The 16248-nt window shown below is 51.3% G+C and carries 12 protein-coding genes and 6 tRNA genes; all 18 read right to left on the bottom strand.

The window, feature by feature from the left end; translation table 11 throughout:
• Positions 1-1578 carry a glutamate--cysteine ligase gene (gene gshA, locus BZG84_RS01175; RefSeq protein ID WP_077479394.1) on the bottom strand — a complete coding sequence of 526 codons (1578 nt, stop codon included), beginning with the start codon at positions 1576-1578 and terminating at the stop codon, positions 1-3.
• A 97-nt stretch (positions 1579-1675) separates the two neighbouring features.
• The gene (locus tag BZG84_RS01170) at positions 1676-4522 is read right to left on the bottom strand and encodes a M16 family metallopeptidase (protein ID WP_077677934.1); all 2847 of its coding nucleotides are present in this window, start codon (positions 4520-4522) and stop codon (positions 1676-1678) included.
• Positions 4523-4533: 11 nt separating this feature from the next.
• On the bottom strand, positions 4534-4956 hold the full coding sequence (locus BZG84_RS01165) for a YqaA family protein (protein ID WP_077479396.1): 423 nt from the start codon (positions 4954-4956) through the stop codon (positions 4534-4536).
• A gap of 64 nt (positions 4957-5020) precedes the next feature.
• On the bottom strand, positions 5021-5977 hold the full coding sequence (locus tag BZG84_RS01160; protein WP_077479397.1) for an NADP-dependent oxidoreductase: 957 nt from the start codon (positions 5975-5977) through the stop codon (positions 5021-5023).
• A 169-nt stretch (positions 5978-6146) separates the two neighbouring features.
• Complete coding sequence (locus tag BZG84_RS01155; RefSeq protein WP_069586871.1) at positions 6147-7277, bottom strand: sodium ion-translocating decarboxylase subunit beta; 1131 nt, start codon at positions 7275-7277, stop codon at positions 6147-6149.
• Positions 7278-7286: 9 nt separating this feature from the next.
• On the bottom strand, positions 7287-9071 hold the full coding sequence (gene oadA, locus BZG84_RS01150) for a sodium-extruding oxaloacetate decarboxylase subunit alpha (RefSeq protein WP_077479398.1): 1785 nt from the start codon (positions 9069-9071) through the stop codon (positions 7287-7289).
• Positions 9072-9103: 32 nt separating this feature from the next.
• On the bottom strand, positions 9104-9349 hold the full coding sequence (locus BZG84_RS01145) for an OadG family protein (protein ID WP_077479399.1): 246 nt from the start codon (positions 9347-9349) through the stop codon (positions 9104-9106).
• 532 nt (positions 9350-9881) lie between these two features.
• A tRNA-Arg gene (locus BZG84_RS01140) sits at positions 9882-9958 on the bottom strand.
• A 25-nt stretch (positions 9959-9983) separates the two neighbouring features.
• Positions 9984-10060 (bottom strand) — tRNA-Arg (locus tag BZG84_RS01135).
• Positions 10061-10115: 55 nt separating this feature from the next.
• A tRNA-Arg gene (locus BZG84_RS01130) sits at positions 10116-10192 on the bottom strand.
• A 32-nt stretch (positions 10193-10224) separates the two neighbouring features.
• Positions 10225-10317: transfer RNA gene (locus BZG84_RS01125), tRNA-Ser, on the bottom strand.
• Positions 10318-10326: 9 nt separating this feature from the next.
• A tRNA-Arg gene (locus BZG84_RS01120) sits at positions 10327-10403 on the bottom strand.
• A gap of 24 nt (positions 10404-10427) precedes the next feature.
• Positions 10428-10520: transfer RNA gene (locus tag BZG84_RS01115), tRNA-Ser, on the bottom strand.
• Between the two features lie 200 nt (positions 10521-10720).
• A complete protein-coding gene (gene csrA / locus BZG84_RS01110) occupies positions 10721-10918 on the bottom strand; it encodes a carbon storage regulator CsrA (protein ID WP_069591103.1) in 198 nt (65 codons plus the stop codon).
• Between the two features lie 442 nt (positions 10919-11360).
• Positions 11361-13943: an alanine--tRNA ligase gene (gene alaS / locus BZG84_RS01105; RefSeq protein WP_077479400.1), complete on the bottom strand. Its 2583-nt coding sequence runs from the start codon at positions 13941-13943 to the stop codon at positions 11361-11363.
• A 146-nt stretch (positions 13944-14089) separates the two neighbouring features.
• Positions 14090-14539 (bottom strand): regulatory protein RecX, encoded by a 450-nt coding sequence (locus tag BZG84_RS01100; protein ID WP_232112028.1) that lies wholly within the window; start codon positions 14537-14539, stop codon positions 14090-14092.
• The gene (gene recA / locus BZG84_RS01095) at positions 14539-15585 is read right to left on the bottom strand and encodes a recombinase RecA (RefSeq protein ID WP_069591106.1); all 1047 of its coding nucleotides are present in this window, start codon (positions 15583-15585) and stop codon (positions 14539-14541) included. The genes BZG84_RS01100 and recA overlap by 1 nt, the downstream gene beginning before the upstream one ends.
• Positions 15586-15718: 133 nt before the next feature.
• Positions 15719-16201, bottom strand: coding sequence for a CinA family protein (locus BZG84_RS01090; protein WP_077479402.1), 483 nt, complete (start codon positions 16199-16201; stop codon positions 15719-15721).
• Positions 16202-16248: the final 47 nt, after the last annotated feature.

Raw genomic sequence — 16248 nt, 5'->3', positions numbered from 1 at the left:
TTACCAGCTTTCTGCCATTGGCACATCTTTGAAATAGTCTTTCAAGAAGGCCTCAAAGCTGAGAGTGTCACTGGCTTCGACATCTTTTTGACGGGCGATACTGGCATCTGCTTCTTGCAAAAATTCCGCATCACTGTGGACACGATAGTCATCGCCTCTCAGCGCTGTCTTGTGCGCACTGGCTAACCCTAAGCCCACATTACCAATACCACCTTGGGCAATAATATCGGCAAGCAAGCGCCCAGAGAGGGTGAGTTCAGGGTTGTCAAAGCAAGCCATCATTTTATCGCAGACGGTTTCGTAGCGATTATCGCCCACCGCTCGGTCCATCACGACAGCCAATTGTTTGAGCTCAGCCATCACTTGCAAACCCCACTCCGCTTGTGAGCGCTGATGGCCGTTACATCCGGTGGTCAGCAATAAGCCTGGCTTGCGCCCCTCAATCACGATCTTGTTCCAGTTCTCGCGCCAGCAATTGAGCTCCGCATCCGTCATCGGGTCTGACGGTGAGAGCGCGCACCAACTTACAAAGAGATCTAAGAAATGGATTTGGTCTTGTTCAATACCAACCGGACTGTAAGGGTTAACATCTAGCGAGCGCACTTCAATGTACTCGACACCGGCACGATCTAGCGCTTCTGTGGGCTTTTCACCACTTTTCGCATTGCGTTTCGGACGGATAGGCGCATAGAGTTCATTCTCTATCTGCAAGACATTGGTATTGAGCTGGCGATAGCTGTCACCATCACGGATCCCAAGTTTGGCAAACTCGTGAGAAGGGGTGCGAATCGCACTGCGCAGCCCTTCCAAATATTGCTCAAGGGTATTAAAGCCGATTCTTAGCTCGGCTTGTGCGTTGTTGGTATAGCCTAAATCACTGAGACGCAATGAGGTTGCATACGGCAAATAACAGGTGCCTGAGGGCAAATGCTCAAACGGCAACCGGGTCTGTGCATGCTTAATAAAAGTGCCACACAAGGCAGGTGACGCACCAAACAAGTACGGGATCATCCAACCGTGACGGTAGTAGTTACGGATAAGATCAAAATAGCCTTGCGTGACTTGGGCTTGCGTCACGGACTCCGTGTGGTAGAGATGCTGCCAAAACGTCTCTGGGAGGGAGATATTAAAATGCACCCCAGAGATCACTTGCATCACACTGCCATAGCGATGTTTGAGCCCTTGGCGATAAAGTGTTTTCATCCGCCCGATATTCGAGCTGCCATATTGTGCCAAGGTAATATCGTCTTCAGAGGCGACCACACATGGCATGGACATGGGCCATAGCTGCTCGTCACCCATTTGCTTGTAAGTAAAACGGTGAATGTCTTGCAGCTCATCGAGCATTCCGTTGACCGATGTATTGACGGGCGTAATAAATTCCAACAAAGACTCCGCAAAGTCCGTAGTGATCCATCGATGCGTTAGCGCTGAGCCAAGTGCATCTGGATGCGGCGTCTGTGCCAAGTGCCCGGTTGGCGTGATCCGTAAGGCTTCACGCTCCAGTCCTCGGCCAATCCCCTTTAATGCTTCTGGGTTTTGCGCCAAACGCGCTAACCGCTGGGTGAAATCAGTCAAAACGTTTCTCTTACCTTTGTGCTGCGTGACGGGTTAGGATAAACAAGCTATCACTCAAAAGCCATCACGCAGCGACATGTGTTTACTCGAAGCGGCGTTAGCGATACTCAAGCGTAAGCGGATTCACCGGCAAACCAAGCGCTTTCAGCTCTGGCGCAAGCTGTTCGGCATCTCCGACAACGATGATTTGATAGTCATTCGGATTAAACCAACGTCTCGCTGCCTGATTTAAGCGTTCAAGATCAATTGTCTGAATGATCGCTTGCTGCTCATCGCGGTAGTTGTCGGGCAAGCCAAATTCCTCAACATGGGCAATTAAACCTGCCTTTTCCCACGGGGTTTCATAGCTCAGCGCATCTCGTTGCCCGCTCGATTGGCGCAGGTAAGCGAGCTCTTGCGGTGTGAAACCATTTTCCGCCGCATTGGCCATTTCCTGCCAAAGCTGGTTGATTGCATCAACCGTCGCGTCCGCACGGACATCAGCATCAAACTCAATGGTGCCGAGTTGACGCCCACTGTACACACCGCCACCGGCGCCATAGGTATAGCCTTTATCTTGGCGCAGGTTCTGATTAATACGTGAGTTGAAGTTGCCGCCAAGGTTAAAGTTGGCCAGGCGTGTGATAAACATCTCGCCGGTCGCATCATAAGGCATACCGTGGCGCACCATACGGATACTGGTTTGCGGCGCTTTCGGTTTATCTACAAGCCAAATTTGTGGCTGTTTTTCATCCCGAGGAACCGCGCGGGCGATTTGAGGCTGCGAACGAGGCGCCTCTTGCCACGGTGTTATTTGGTTCGCCAACGTCACGGCTTGATCGCGTGACACATCCCCCACGACCACGAGCTGGCTGCCTTTCAATACATAGTGTTGGCGATAAAACGCACGTACATCATCGATGGTCAGTGCCTCAATATCTTCCATTACGCCACCTCGTGGTGACCGGAATACCGCGTCTTGGAACAAGAGCTCTCGAGTAGCTTGGTCTGCAAGCCAGCTGGCATCATCGGCACGCGAAGCCATCCCTTCCAGCAGTTGCGCTTTTACCCGCGTGAAGTCTTGCTCGGAGAAGGTAGGCGCACTTAACGCTTTGTGAACGAGTTGCAGGGTTTCACCTACATGTTTTTTCAGCGCAGTAATCGTGATATAGGTTTCATGCTCATCGGCTTCAATACTCGCCTGACTCCCCAATTGCTTCAAAGCTTGGGTTAACTCCGCCGCGGTCATCCCCGCCCCACCTTCGGTGACCATTTGGGCAGTAAGGTTGGCGAGACCACGCTTGTCATTCGGCTCCATTAAGGTACCGGCAGGCAAGGTCATATATAGGGTAACCGTCGGCGTTTCGCGACTCTCCGTCCCAGCGAGATGAATGCCATTATCGAGGTCCGCACGATAAATCTTCGGCACGTTCACCGTCACACTACCGGACGCTGGAGGCACTTGGGTGCGATCGATATTTTCCGGCGTACGACGGGGGGGCAGCTTCTCTTGTGAAGGCGCGACGCTTTGCGCGTAGTCGGGGCGCTGATACACAAAGTTAGCTGGCTTCGCCACCAAATCCGTACGCTCGTAAGGCACGACACTCAGATACACGGCAGGCTTACCTTTCAGCCAGCGGTGGAAACTTTCCATCACGTTTTCAGGGGTCACCGCCTCAAGACGCGCTAAACGTGCTTCTAAGCGATTGGCATCACCAAATAAACTGAAGTCACTGGCCAACTGCTCGACTTTACCGTCCACACTTTGCAGCGCGAAAATGTCATCCGCTTCAGCCATGGTTTTGATGCGAGCAATACTTGCCTTCGATACCCCTTGTTGTTCAAAGGTCGTAAGCGCGTCCATCAACAGGGTTTCAACCTCAGCCAATGATTGCTGCTGGCTACCTACACCATAGAGCTCAAACGTACAAGCAAGCTCACCGCAACGGTGAGAAGCGCCCGCGCTCAACAGCTTACCTGATTGCACCAATGACTGATAAAGCAGGCTATCACGATCTTGTCCAAGCACGCTGGCAAGCACACTCAAGCGGGTACTGGCATTTGTGTCTGGCGTACCGGTTGGAAAGGTAATGACCAATACGGGTTGGGAGATTTGGTCTTCCAAGGTGACATAGCGGTCCGCCTCAAGCGTGACGGGTTGTGGTTCAGGGTCAGCCACTTCTGGGCCAGCAGGAATATCACCGAAGTACTTGTTCACCCAAGCCAGCGTTTGTTGTACATCAATATCTCCACCGATGGTCAAAGTGGCATTGTTTGGTCCGTACCAGCGTAGGAAAAATTGTTTCAAATCCCCCACATCGACGCGATCAAGATCCTCAACATAGCCAATCACAGGCCAAGAATAGGGGTGTCCTTCAGGATAAAGCGCTTGATTAATGGTTTCATTAACACGGCCATAGGGCGCATTATCGATGCGATAAGCGCGTTCGTTTTTCACAGTATCACGCTGCACTTCAAATTTACGTTGTGAGACAGCTTCTAGCAAAAAGCCCATTCGGTCCGACTCAAGCCATAGCACGCGCTCTAACTCATTGGCGGGAACGGTTTGATAGTACTGAGTGGTATCGCGATCGGTCGAGCCATTGTTATACCCCCCTACTTCTTTGATCCGTTTTCCATGATCATCCACATGCTTGGAGCCTTCGAACATCATGTGTTCAAAGAAGTGTGCAAAGCCCGATTTACCCGGTTCTTCACGGGATGAACCGACGTGATAACGCATATCGACTTTCACCAAAGGATCGGAGTGGTCTTGATGCAACAGAACGGTCAGCCCGTTATCGAGACGAAACTCTTGATAAGGTACCTGTGCGCTGCCCTCAGGTGGCGACACGGTTTTGATCCAAGTAATACCTTCAGGGGTTGGCGTGGCTTGTGGGCCAAGTAACTGACACCCTGTCAGTGAGGCAAGAACAAAAAACGAGACAAGCAATAAACGTTGCATATGATAATTTCCTACCCGGCTACCCAATGATATGACAAGACAAGAATAAGGTAGCGCGCTGTTTTTGCAGAAAAAATAACTAGCCAGCACCAAGACTGGCGTAAACGTAGCCACCCGGCGACGACACATAAGGGATCGCCAATGGCGGGCACCCAACTTAACAATAATGCGGCATAACCGTATCGCTTTAACCACGCCTGCGCGTGGCGATCCCAGCGCCGCTTGGGTTGATAGTCAGGTAACCAACGACCAATCGCATAGTTGGTCATACCGCCTAGCGTATTGCCCACACTGGCAATAGCAATAATGACGCTTTCGGGGTAGCTATGGTGATGAAGTAAATACACCATATTGGCTTCAGAGCCACCCGGGAGCAAGGTGGCACTGAGAAAGCTGGTTGCAAACAACATAACCAGCGATGACCAATCGCCCATTCGACCGCAGACTCCCCTATTGGTTCAGGCGTTTAGGCCCTGAATGACCACTCTTTTTATCCATTTATGCAGACGGCATTTCGAGGACGCGTTTACCACGCGTATGACCGTCTTCAAGGGCAATATGTGCTTGTGCAGCCTCCGCTAACGGATACACAGCCGCAATATCAATCCGTAAATCACCTTGGTCAAGCATGTCGAGTAGGCGCTGAGTTTGCCATGTATTGGGCTCCACCAGCATCCCCGTGGCTTTCAAGCCCCGCTCGGCCGCTGCTGAGGTGATCATATCGCGGGTATTGGTCGGCACGGTCACCACACGACCGCCAGTGCGCAAACTGGCGAGCGCATCAATCCCAGTTTCTCCCCCAACCAGATCAATCAGCACATCAAATTCACCATGAGCGGTTGCCCAATGGGTTTGGTGATAATCAACCGGTTTTGCATCAAGCTGACGCAAGAAATCATGATTAGACGGCGACGCGGTCGCGTAAACATTCGCCCCGGTTCGAACCGCTAATTGCACCGCCAAGTGACCCACGCCACCGGCACCGGCCAAGATCAGTACTTTTTCGTCTACCCGTAATTGCGCGTGCTCGAGCGCTTGCCATGCGGTAAGGCCTGCTAGTGGTAAGGCAGCGGCGTCCACCATAGGCACACTCGGTGGAACGGTCGAGAGTAATCCTGCGTCAGCTACTACGTACTGGCTATAACCGCCACCATCAGTGGGAAAGCCAATCATACCGGCAACGCGGTCGCCCACATCAAACTTGCTTTCGTTAGTGCCATTAGCCACCACAACACCCGCAACATCATATCCCGGCACCCAAGGCAATTTGTCTTGGTTATGCTCTGCGGCCCAGCCGTGGCCTGCACGCGTTTTTGCGTCAATCGGATTCACACCTGCCGCTTTTACCTGAATCAGCACTTGTTCTTCAGACGGAGACGGAATGGGACGATTAACGGCGGTTAACACCTCAGGTCCTCCAAATTGGGGGATCGCAAGAGATATATTGTTCGACATAAAGACTCCTTTCGCATGCCGTTGCACGGTTGAGTCACCTGACTCATCGCTTCATAGCAACGCACTGCGTAATCGCAAAGCGTAAACCTCTAGTCTTAACAAAAACGGCGATAGACACAATGCCTACCTCCGTTTTCTTTCGCCTTTTCTCGTCACAAGGCAGGGCGCGTTATCCGACCAGCGCCAACAAGATACCCGCTGCCACCGCGGAGCCCAACACACCAGCCACATTGGGCCCCATGGCATGCATTAACAAGAAGTTGTGTGGGTTGGCATCTAAACCAACTTTGTTGACAACCCTTGCCGCCATGGGCACTGCCGACACGCCTGCTGCGCCAATCAGCGGATTGATCGGATCGCGGCTAAAGCGGTTAAGCAGCTTTGCCATAAGCACGCCGGCGCCAGTCCCAATACTGAATGCCACAGCACCGAGCACCAAAATGCCTAACGTCTCAAACTGAAGAAACTTATCCGCTTCTAATTTAGAGCCCACCGCCAAGCCAAGGAAAATGGTGACAATGTTAATCAGCTCATTTTGCGCGGTGCCGGATAAACGGTCGACAACCCCACATTCTCGCATCAAGTTCCCGAGGCAGAACATGCCGACCAGCGGTGTTGCCGACGGCAAGAACAAGATGGTCATCATTAATACCGCCAGCGGAAACAGCACTTTCTCAGTTTTCGACACATGGCGTAACTGCTTCATCTCGATTTGACGCTCTTTTTCCGAGGTAAACAGCTTCATGATCGGAGGCTGAATAATCGGCACAAGCGCCATGTAACTGTAGGCGGCGACTGCAATGGCACCGAGCAAATCCGGCGACAGTTTGCTGGCGAGGAAGATTGCTGTCGGCCCATCCGCACCACCAATAATGGCAATCGAGGCGGCATCCTTGAGCGTAAATGCCATCCCGGGAACCAAGTTGAGCAAAATGGCACCAAACAAGGTAGCAAAAATGCCGAACTGTGCCGCCGCACCCAATAGTAGCGTGCGCGGATTGGCAATCAGCGCGCCAAAATCGGTCATCGCGCCAACACCCATAAAAATCAATAGCGGGAAGACGCCCGTATCGATGCCGACATGATAGACGTAATAGAGCAAGCCGCCCGGCTCGTTAAATCCGGCATTAGGAATGTTCGCCAGTATCGCCCCGAACCCGATGGGCAAAAGTAACAAAGGTTCAAACCCACGGCGAATGGCCAAAAAGAGCAACAAGCAACCGACGGCGATCATCACAAGCTGAGGCCATTGGAAATTCGCCAAGCCCGTTTCTGACCACAAGATCATTAATCCTTCCATGTTGCCCTCTTACCCTAAGTGCAATAGCGGCATACCCACGGTCACCGCATCGCCTTCTTTTACTTGGACATCCTGAACTGTGCCTGCTTGCGCCGCTCGGACCTCGGTCTCCATTTTCATCGCTTCGAGCACAATCAATACATCCCCTTCTTGCACGTGCTCACCCGGCGATACCATCACTTTGAAGATGTTACCCGCCAAAGGAGCAGTGACGGGTTCGCCTTGTGGTTGAACGGCGCTAGGTTGAGGGGCTGATACCACTGGCGACGCGCTGGGCTGAATGTCCCCTAACGCGCCATCTGGACCTACATCTACGTTAAAGACTTGCCCATTCACACGCACGCTATAGGTTTCAATCTCGCCGCCTGACGTCGGCTTGGTGGCCACAGAGGCAGGCTCTGCTTCACCGGTTGGTGCAGGTTCAAAGGCATCGGGGTTACCGCGATTTTGTAAGAACTTCCATCCCACTTGCGGAAATAACGCGTAGGTTAAGACATCATCGATTTTGTCGTCTGCCAAAGGTACGTTTTCGGCGTCGGCTTTTTCAATCAGAGCCTGCGTGAGCGCATCCAGCTCAGGCGCTAATTTATCTGCAGGGCGGCAAGTAATCGGCGCTTCACCATCCAGCACTTGGGCTTGCAGCTTCGCATTGACTGGTGCGGGCGCTTTTCCATATTCGCCTTTAAGTAGCGCCGCCGTTTCTTTGGTAATGCTCTTATAACGCTCGCCAGTCAGAACATTAATCACTGCTTGCGAGCCGACAATTTGGGAGGTGGGCGTGACCAATGGAATATAACCAAGATCTTCACGTACACGCGGGATCTCATCGAGTACCTCATCCAAGCGGTCGGCCGCTCCTTGCTCTTTAAGCTGGCCTTCCATATTGGTGAGCATGCCGCCCGGCACTTGCGCGATCAGAATACGTGAGTCGACGCCCTTGAGCTGCCCTTCAAACTGCGCATACTTTTTCCGGACCGTTCTAAAATAGGCAGCCACAGATTCCAGCTTATTGAGGTCAAGCTGCGTATCACGCTCTGTGTTCTCCAGCATCGCCACCACGGTTTCCGTTGGCGTATGGCCATAGGTCTGGCTCATCGACGAAATCGCGGTATCTAACACATCGAGTCCTGCTTCAACGGCTTTAATGGCCGTTGCAGTTGATAAGCCAGTCGTGGCGTGACAGTGCAGCGATAAAGGGATATCACACGCCGATTTGATGCGGCTCACCAGCTCATAGGCTTCATAGGGTTTTAGCAAGCCAGACATGTCTTTAATACACAGTGAATGACACCCTAAATCTTCCAATTGCTTGGCAAGATCTGTCCATGTGTCCAAGGTATGAACAGGGCTTGTGGTATACGAGATCGTTCCTTGTGCATGTGCCCCGACTTCTACCGCGGCACCGACCGCCGCTTTGAAATTGCGCACATCATTCATGGCATCAAAAATACGGAACACATCCATCCCGTTGGCATGCGCACGTTCGACAAATTTATGCACCACGTCATCGGCATAGTGGCGATATCCCAGCAAATTTTGCCCACGTAACAACATCTGCATTGGCGTGTTCGGCATCGCCTTTTTCAGCTCGCGCAAGCGCACCCAAGGATCTTCCCCCAAGTAGCGAATACACGCGTCAAAGGTCGCCCCACCCCATGTTTCGAGTGACCAAAAACCTATTTGATCAAGCTCGGCGGCAATCGGCAACATATCGTCCAAACGCAGGCGCGTGGCAAACAACGACTGATGGGCGTCACGAAGCACCACATCGGTAATAGCTAACGGCGTAGACATAACAAACTCCTTTTTTATATGTGCCTTACCACTCAACGCTGGCGTTGGCGATATTGCTGAACAGCGACAGTAATCGCAGCAATCACATCCGGGGATGTTCCCGGCTGAGCTTTAACGGGGGTAGACGTGACAGACGATGCTGGCGTAGGCGGGGTAGGATCGCCAAAGCGAGCTAGCTGACGTACCAGAAAAATCAGAATTGAAAGAAATACGAACACCACTGACATGCCGGTGAGCATGAGCATCAGTGCCTGTTCTAAAAGCGGGCCCAGTTCCATGGTTATCGTCCTTGTCACCTATTCCCCTTTAACGATGATTTGATTCCTCACAGGGTTTAAAGGGGTATTTAATCGTTTGCGGTCAAAATACTAACTATTTGCACAAATGACAATCGATGTGTTGCGTTTTTGTTACCTTACAACGCACGCCATCACCGCGCCAGACGCGATAACCTTAATTTGACGCTTACGTAAAGGTAAATATATAGATTGCGCATTTAACGGTGAGTACTGAGGGTCTATCAGAATTGCGAGCTTGTCTATGCAAGGGCTTCGATGCGGGAATCAAAATGATTGTGCGAATTTTGGAAAAAACCTTTTTCTTCTCCACAGCCAATCGCTTTTAGCGTCTGATAAAAGGAGAAAGCGTTAATGAACGCATCACAAGGATTGACCAGTAGGAAGGTCACATGAGCGAGAAAAACAGACTGAACGGTCGGTATTTACAACAACGATCGATGAGAGAATAACGCGAACTGCGAAGTGGTGACGAGCAATAAGGAGAGATGGATTTGGGACTAAAGCAAAGAAATGGCGCGTCCGGGAGGATTCGAACCTCCGACCGCCTGGTTCGTAGCCAGGTACTCTATCCAGCTGAGCTACGGACGCGCTGACGGATTTGCATGATTGAAGATGGCGCGCTCGGGAGGATTCGAACCTCCGACCGCCTGGTTCGTAGCCAGGTACTCTATCCAGCTGAGCTACGAGCGCGTGTCGACAATCGGTTCATCCTGAACATCGTTTGCAAGTCTTCCGTGAAGGATGATGGCGCGTCCGGGAGGATTCGAACCTCCGACCGCCTGGTTCGTAGCCAGGTACTCTATCCAGCTGAGCTACGGACGCACATCAGTTTTACAAGGCAGGCTTGTAAGTCATGGCGGTGAGGGAGGGATTCGAACCCTCGATACGGCTACAAACCGTATACTCCCTTAGCAGGGGAGCGCCTTCAGCCACTCGGCCACCTCACCACAAGTAAATGGCGCGTCCGGGAGGATTCGAACCTCCGACCGCCTGGTTCGTAGCCAGGTACTCTATCCAGCTGAGCTACGGACGCACATCTATCTTGCTTGCAGCAACATGGCGGTGAGGGAGGGATTCGAACCCTCGATACGGCTACAAACCGTATACTCCCTTAGCAGGGGAGCGCCTTCAGCCACTCGGCCACCTCACCGTCGCTGCGGGGGCACATATTACTTTGAGCCACAAATATGTCAAACACTTTTCGGGCAAAAATCGCTTAGCCCCAAACAAATGGACAATTATCACCCAAAGGTCGGCTTTTTTGTTGGTTTATTGGTCGTTTAGACGTAGTTATGCTGCAACTTTCTGACATAAAAAAGGCCGACCTAGGTCGACCTTTTCTGCACTCAATTAGTAGTCGTTCTGACCACCGGCTGGGGTGCCTTTCTCTGCTTGTATACGCATGTAAATTTCTTCACGGTGTACAGAGACTTCTTTTGGTGCGTTCACACCGATGCGAACTTGGTTACCTTTCACACCCAAGACGGTGACGGTGACTTCATCACCAATCATCAAAGTTTCGCCAACACGGCGAGTCAAAATCAGCATTCTTCTACTCCTTGAGTATCAATCTTTTACTTATTCAATCAGTGTCTGAGCCAGATAACCCGCCTGCGTTCCGGCCCGCTATCTGTGATCGTATGACCATTTCCCTGCTCGTGATGCTAATGCGACGGTTAAATAAACGCCGCAACACACACTATGGCTGAATTATCAGGCCATATCCAGAAAAGGGCAGAGAAATTTACTGTTTTATCATCATGCCGTTAGCGATGTTAGCGCTTGACCTGAGATAACAGTGTAAGAGAAATCTGTGTTGCACTGGTTGGCAAGGACGTAAAACCTAAGCCATATCACGTCTTCTCGCCAGCGCATGCCTAAGGCGTTGCACTATACAGAATCAAAAAAAAAGTGCAATTATTAATCTAGATCACAAAAAAGGGCCGACTATGGCGACCCTCTTGACTTTAACACTTAGCTGTGATCTCGATTAGAGGCGCTCTGCCAGCCATGCATCGACAGATTGAATCGCTTGCGGTAATGCAGCCACATCACTGCCGCCCGCTTGCGCCATATCTGGGCGACCACCACCTTTGCCGCCGACTTGTTGCGCGACAAGGTTGACTAACTCACCGGCTTTAACTTTGCCAGTCAGATCTTTGGTCACACCGGCAATCAGACCGACTTTACCATCGGCAACGTTACCGAGCAGAACAATCCCGCTACCCATCTGGTTTTTCAAGTCGTCAACCATGCTACGCAGCGCTTTGTTATCTGCGCCATCGAGCTGGCTCACAAGCACTTTAACACCGTTAAGTTCTCGGACTTGATTGATAAGCCCGGCACTCTCTTGCGCCGCCAGTTTTTGCTTAAGCTGCTGAATTTGCTTCTCAAGCGCCTTGGCTTTGCCGTGTGCATCGTCAAGCTTGGCTTCATAGTCAGCTTGTTGCTGATACACATGCTCAATCGCATCTTGTCCGGTGATCGCTTCAATGCGGCGTATACCCGCAGCAATGCCACCCTCAGAGGTGATCTTAAACAGGCCAATATCACCGGTACGGTTTGCGTGCGTCCCGCCACATAGCTCGATGGAGAAGTCACCCATGGTCAGCACGCGTACTTTGTCATCGTACTTTTCGCCAAACAGAGCCATCGCCCCTTTTTGTTTGGCCGCATCGATATCCATCACATCAGTTTGCACGCTGTGGTTGGCGCGGATTTGCTCATTGACGATTCGCTCAACCGCTTTTAATTCGTCGTGACTGACCGCTTCTAGGTGCGAGAAGTCAAAACGCAATCCGTCTGGGCGAACCAACGAGCCTTTCTGTGCCACATGCTCACCTAAGACTTGACGCAGGGCTGCGTGAAGTAAGTGAGTGGCAGAGTGGTTAAGTGCAATAGCTTGACGACGCGCGGCATCAACCTGCGCCTTCGCTGTGCTACCGACAAGCAGTTGCCCTTCTACTATACTGCCGTAGTGCGCAATGGCCTGACCAACTTTTTGCGTATCTGTCACTGCAAAGCGGCCTTGCTCGGTAATCAGCACACCAGCGTCACCACATTGACCACCCGCTTCGGCATAGAAAGGGGTATGGTCGAGAATCACAACCGCATGATCACCCGATGCGAGCGTCTCAACAGAGGCACCATCGACAAAAATCTCGGTAATGCTTCCTTCGCCCTCTGTGCCAGTGTAACCGCAGAAGTCTGAACCATGCTCCACTTTGATGGCTTGGTTGTAATCAGTACCGAACTGACCCGCTTCGCGCGCACGCTGGCGCTGTGCTTCCATCGCCGCTTCAAACCCGTCTTCATCGATGCGATAGCCACGCTCACGGGCAACATCGTTGGTTAAATCAGCCGGGAAGCCATAGGTATCGTAAAGCTTAAAGACGGTTTCGCCGTCTAGCACATCCCCTTGCACTTTATCCAAGGCTTCTTCCAGCATGACCATGCCACGCTCAAGGGTGCGACCGAAGTTTTCTTCTTCGATTTTAAGTACTTTTTCGACCATGGTTTGCTGCTCACGCAGCGCTTCACCAGCCGTGCCCATAATCGCCGCCAAGGGGCCAACGAGCTTGTAGAAGAAGGCACCTTTTGCGCCCAGTTTGTTACCGTGGCGCACCGCACGACGAATGATGCGACGCAACACGTAACCGCGGCCTTCATTAGATGGCATCACGCCATCAACAATCAGATACGCGCACGAACGGATGTGGTCTGCCACCACTCGCAGCGATTGGTTACCCAAATCATCGACACCAATGTTGTCAGCCACTTGTTTGATCAGTTGCTGGAACACATCAATTTCGTAGTTGGAATGAACGTTTTGCTTGATGGCCGCAATACGCTCGATACCCATACCAGTATCAACCGATGGCTTCGGCAAGTTTTCCATGGTGCCGTCAGCTTGACGGTTAAACTGCATGAAAACGATATTCCAGATCTCGATAAAACGGTCACCGTCTTCTTCTGGAGAGCCCGGAGGTCCACCCCAAATATGGTCGCCATGATCGTAGAAAATTTCAGAGCATGGGCCGCAAGGTCCAGTGTCACCCATTTGCCAGAAGTTGTCTGACTCGTAAGGTTTACCGCCCTCTTTATCACCAATGCGCACGATACGATCAGCCGGTACACCGATAGTGTTGTGCCAGATATCGAAAGCTTCATCGTCGGTTTTATAAACGGTAACTAATAGCTTTTCAGTCGGCAGGCCAATCGTTTCGGTCAGAAATTCCCACGCGTACTGAATCGCGTCTTGCTTGAAGTAATCGCCGAAGCTGAAATTACCTAGCATTTCAAAGAAGGTGTGATGACGTGCTGTGAAGCCGACATTTTCTAAGTCGTTGTGCTTACCGCCCGCTCGTACACAACGCTGCGCAGAGGTGGCGCGTGAGTAGTCACGTTTTTCGATCCCTAAAAAGGTATCTTTAAACTGGTTCATACCTGCGTTGGTGAACAAAAGCGTTGGATCATTGGCAGGCACGAGCGATGAGCTGGGCACAATCTGATGCCCTTTGCTTTCAAAGAACTTGAGAAACGCGGTGCGGATCTCATCAGTGCTCATATACATTGGCTAATCCTGATAATCGAGTGTTGCGTTAGCAACCGGTCGTGGTAATGACGCGATGGTAACATAATTTTATTTGCGCCATTGTAAACAACCGATCGCGTACGGAAAAGAGACAGTGCAGGATTCAGCGATAATTGATGAGGAATTTAGTCGTTGGAGAGCGCGTATTGGATTTGATCGAAGTTAAAGCCCCGTGATTGCAAAAAGCGCATCCGCTTGGCTTTGAGTTTTTGATCCGCCGGTGGGATCACACCATCAATATCGGCATATTTGCGCTGTGCAGTTTCTTTCGCCAAGGCAAACCAATCAATTTCAGCCGCTTGTTCTGCTTGAGAAAGTAACTCGCTATCGACCCCTTTACGCTTGGCATCTTGGCAGATGCGCAACCAGCCATGTTGTTTGCTGACCCCTTGGCGTAATAGGCTCGCCGCAAAACGGGCATCATCTAACCAACCACGCTCTAAGCAGGTTGCCAGGGTGCTTTCAATCGTTTCGCTATCAAAGTCACGCTGCTCAAGCTTTTGACGCAACTCTTGTACAGAATGATCGCGGCGGGCTAATAAGCCCACCGCAATCTCTTGGCACGATGACGACATTACAAATCGTCTTCTGTTTCTGCCTGCGCGTCAGCCTCTACCACTTCGTTATTCAATGCGGTTTGCAACAGCATTTCACGCAATGTGGTATCGAGCTCTTTCGCAATATGTGGATTTTCTTTGAGGTACTTACAGGCGTTAGCTTTACCTTGGCCAATTTTATCGCCTTTGTAGCTGTACCACGCACCCGCTTTCTCGACCAGCTTGTGCTTGACCCCAAGATCAATCAACTCGCCATGCAGGTTAATGCCTTGGCCATAAAGAATTTGGAATTCAGCTTGCTTAAAGGGCGCCGCGACTTTGTTTTTCACCACTTTCACACGGGTGTCGTTACCGACCACTTCGTCGCCTTCTTTGATCGCACCAATACGACGAATATCCAAGCGCACCGATGCATAGAATTTCAGTGCGTTACCACCCGTGGTGGTTTCGGGGTTACCGAACATCACACCAATCTTCATCCGGATTTGGTTGATGAATACCATCAAGGTGTTGCTGTTTTTGATGTTAGCGGTCAACTTACGCATCGCTTGTGACAGCATGCGTGCCTGAAGGCCCATGTGAGAATCACCCATCTCACCTTCAATTTCCGCTTTTGGTGTCAACGCCGCTACCGAGTCAATCACGATCATATCGACAGCACCGGAGCGGGTCAGTGCATCAGCAATTTCTAGCGCTTGCTCACCTGTGTCTGGCTGTGACACCAAAAGGTTATCAATATCGACACCTAACTTACGGGCGTAAACAGGGTCTAGTGCGTGCTCAGCATCGATAAACGCACAGGTTTTGCCCATTTTTTGTGCTTCGGCAATCGCTTGTAGAGTCAGGGTTGTTTTACCCGATGATTCCGGACCATAAATTTCAACAATACGGCCAAATGGCAATCCCCCCGCCCCTAGCGCAATATCCAGAGACAATGAGCCGGTCGATACGGTTTCGATGTCCATGGTACGGTCATCGCCAAGGCGCATAATAGAGCCTTTACCAAATTGCTTTTCGATTTGTCCAAGCGCAGCGGCAAGCGCCTTTTCTTTGTTATCGTCCATTTCAGTCTCCAAGAAATAAAACTCAATCTATGCGACGAGAAAGCTGTCGTTAATGCGGTCAAGTATACTGTCCATTTATACAGTGTCTAGAGCTGATCAGAAAAAATCTGATGTGTCCCACAACCCAAACTCGTTACTGTAGCCGATTTAAAACATGACCAAGTGCGTGCGCAATGGTTTGCTCGCGCACTTGACGGCGGTGGCCATCAAAGTGACAGACTTCGGTCTCGGTTTCATCCTCTCGCCATGCCCACGCAAACCAGACGGTGCCGACTGGTTTTTCTTCACTCCCTCCTGATGGCCCGGCCACGCCGCTAACGGCAATCGCAACATCTGCGTTTGCACGCTCACGCGCGCCCTCAGCCATTGCCGTCACCACAGGTTCACTCACTGCGCCATACTGCTCGAGCGCCATATCAGGTACCTTCACCAAACGCTGCTTCGCGTCATTGCTGTAAGTCACGAAGGCTTGATGGAACCATTGTGAACTACCCGCAACATCCGTCAGGCAATAGGCGATTCCCCCACCCGTGCATGACTCAGCGGTGGTGATGGTCAATTGTGCATCAGCCAGTACATCACCTAGCTGCTTTGCCAGTGAATATAAGTGGTCCACGCGTTTCTCCTTTTTCATGGCACCGAAATCCACATGACGTGGCTTTA

Source organism: Salinivibrio sp. PR932, assembly GCF_001996125.1.
Lineage (GTDB): Bacteria > Pseudomonadota > Gammaproteobacteria > Enterobacterales > Vibrionaceae > Salinivibrio > Salinivibrio proteolyticus.
The sequence above is the reverse complement of the archived record's forward strand: the minus strand, read 5'-3'. Positions and strand labels throughout refer to the sequence as shown.

What these genes read in the sequence shown, in the direction of transcription:
- BZG84_RS01165 (WP_077479396.1), bottom strand. Translation starts at nt 4,956, where the DNA reads ATGGGCGATTGGTCATCGCTGGTTATGTTGTTTGCAACCAGCTTTCTC.
- alaS (WP_077479400.1), bottom strand. Translation starts at nt 13,943, where the DNA reads ATGTATATGAGCACTGATGAGATCCGCACCGCGTTTCTCAAGTTCTTT.
- BZG84_RS01145 (WP_077479399.1), bottom strand. Translation starts at nt 9,349, where the DNA reads ATGGAACTGGGCCCGCTTTTAGAACAGGCACTGATGCTCATGCTCACC.
- csrA (WP_069591103.1), bottom strand. Translation starts at nt 10,918, where the DNA reads ATGCTGATTTTGACTCGCCGTGTTGGCGAAACTTTGATGATTGGTGAT.
- BZG84_RS01155 (WP_069586871.1), bottom strand. Translation starts at nt 7,277, where the DNA reads ATGGAAGGATTAATGATCTTGTGGTCAGAAACGGGCTTGGCGAATTTC.
- BZG84_RS01100 (WP_232112028.1), bottom strand. Translation starts at nt 14,539, where the DNA reads ATGTCGTCATCGTGCCAAGAGATTGCGGTGGGCTTATTAGCCCGCCGC.
- BZG84_RS01170 (WP_077677934.1), bottom strand. Translation starts at nt 4,522, where the DNA reads ATGCAACGTTTATTGCTTGTCTCGTTTTTTGTTCTTGCCTCACTGACA.
- BZG84_RS01160 (WP_077479397.1), bottom strand. Translation starts at nt 5,977, where the DNA reads ATGTCGAACAATATATCTCTTGCGATCCCCCAATTTGGAGGACCTGAG.
- oadA (WP_077479398.1), bottom strand. Translation starts at nt 9,071, where the DNA reads ATGTCTACGCCGTTAGCTATTACCGATGTGGTGCTTCGTGACGCCCAT.
- recA (WP_069591106.1), bottom strand. Translation starts at nt 15,585, where the DNA reads ATGGACGATAACAAAGAAAAGGCGCTTGCCGCTGCGCTTGGACAAATC.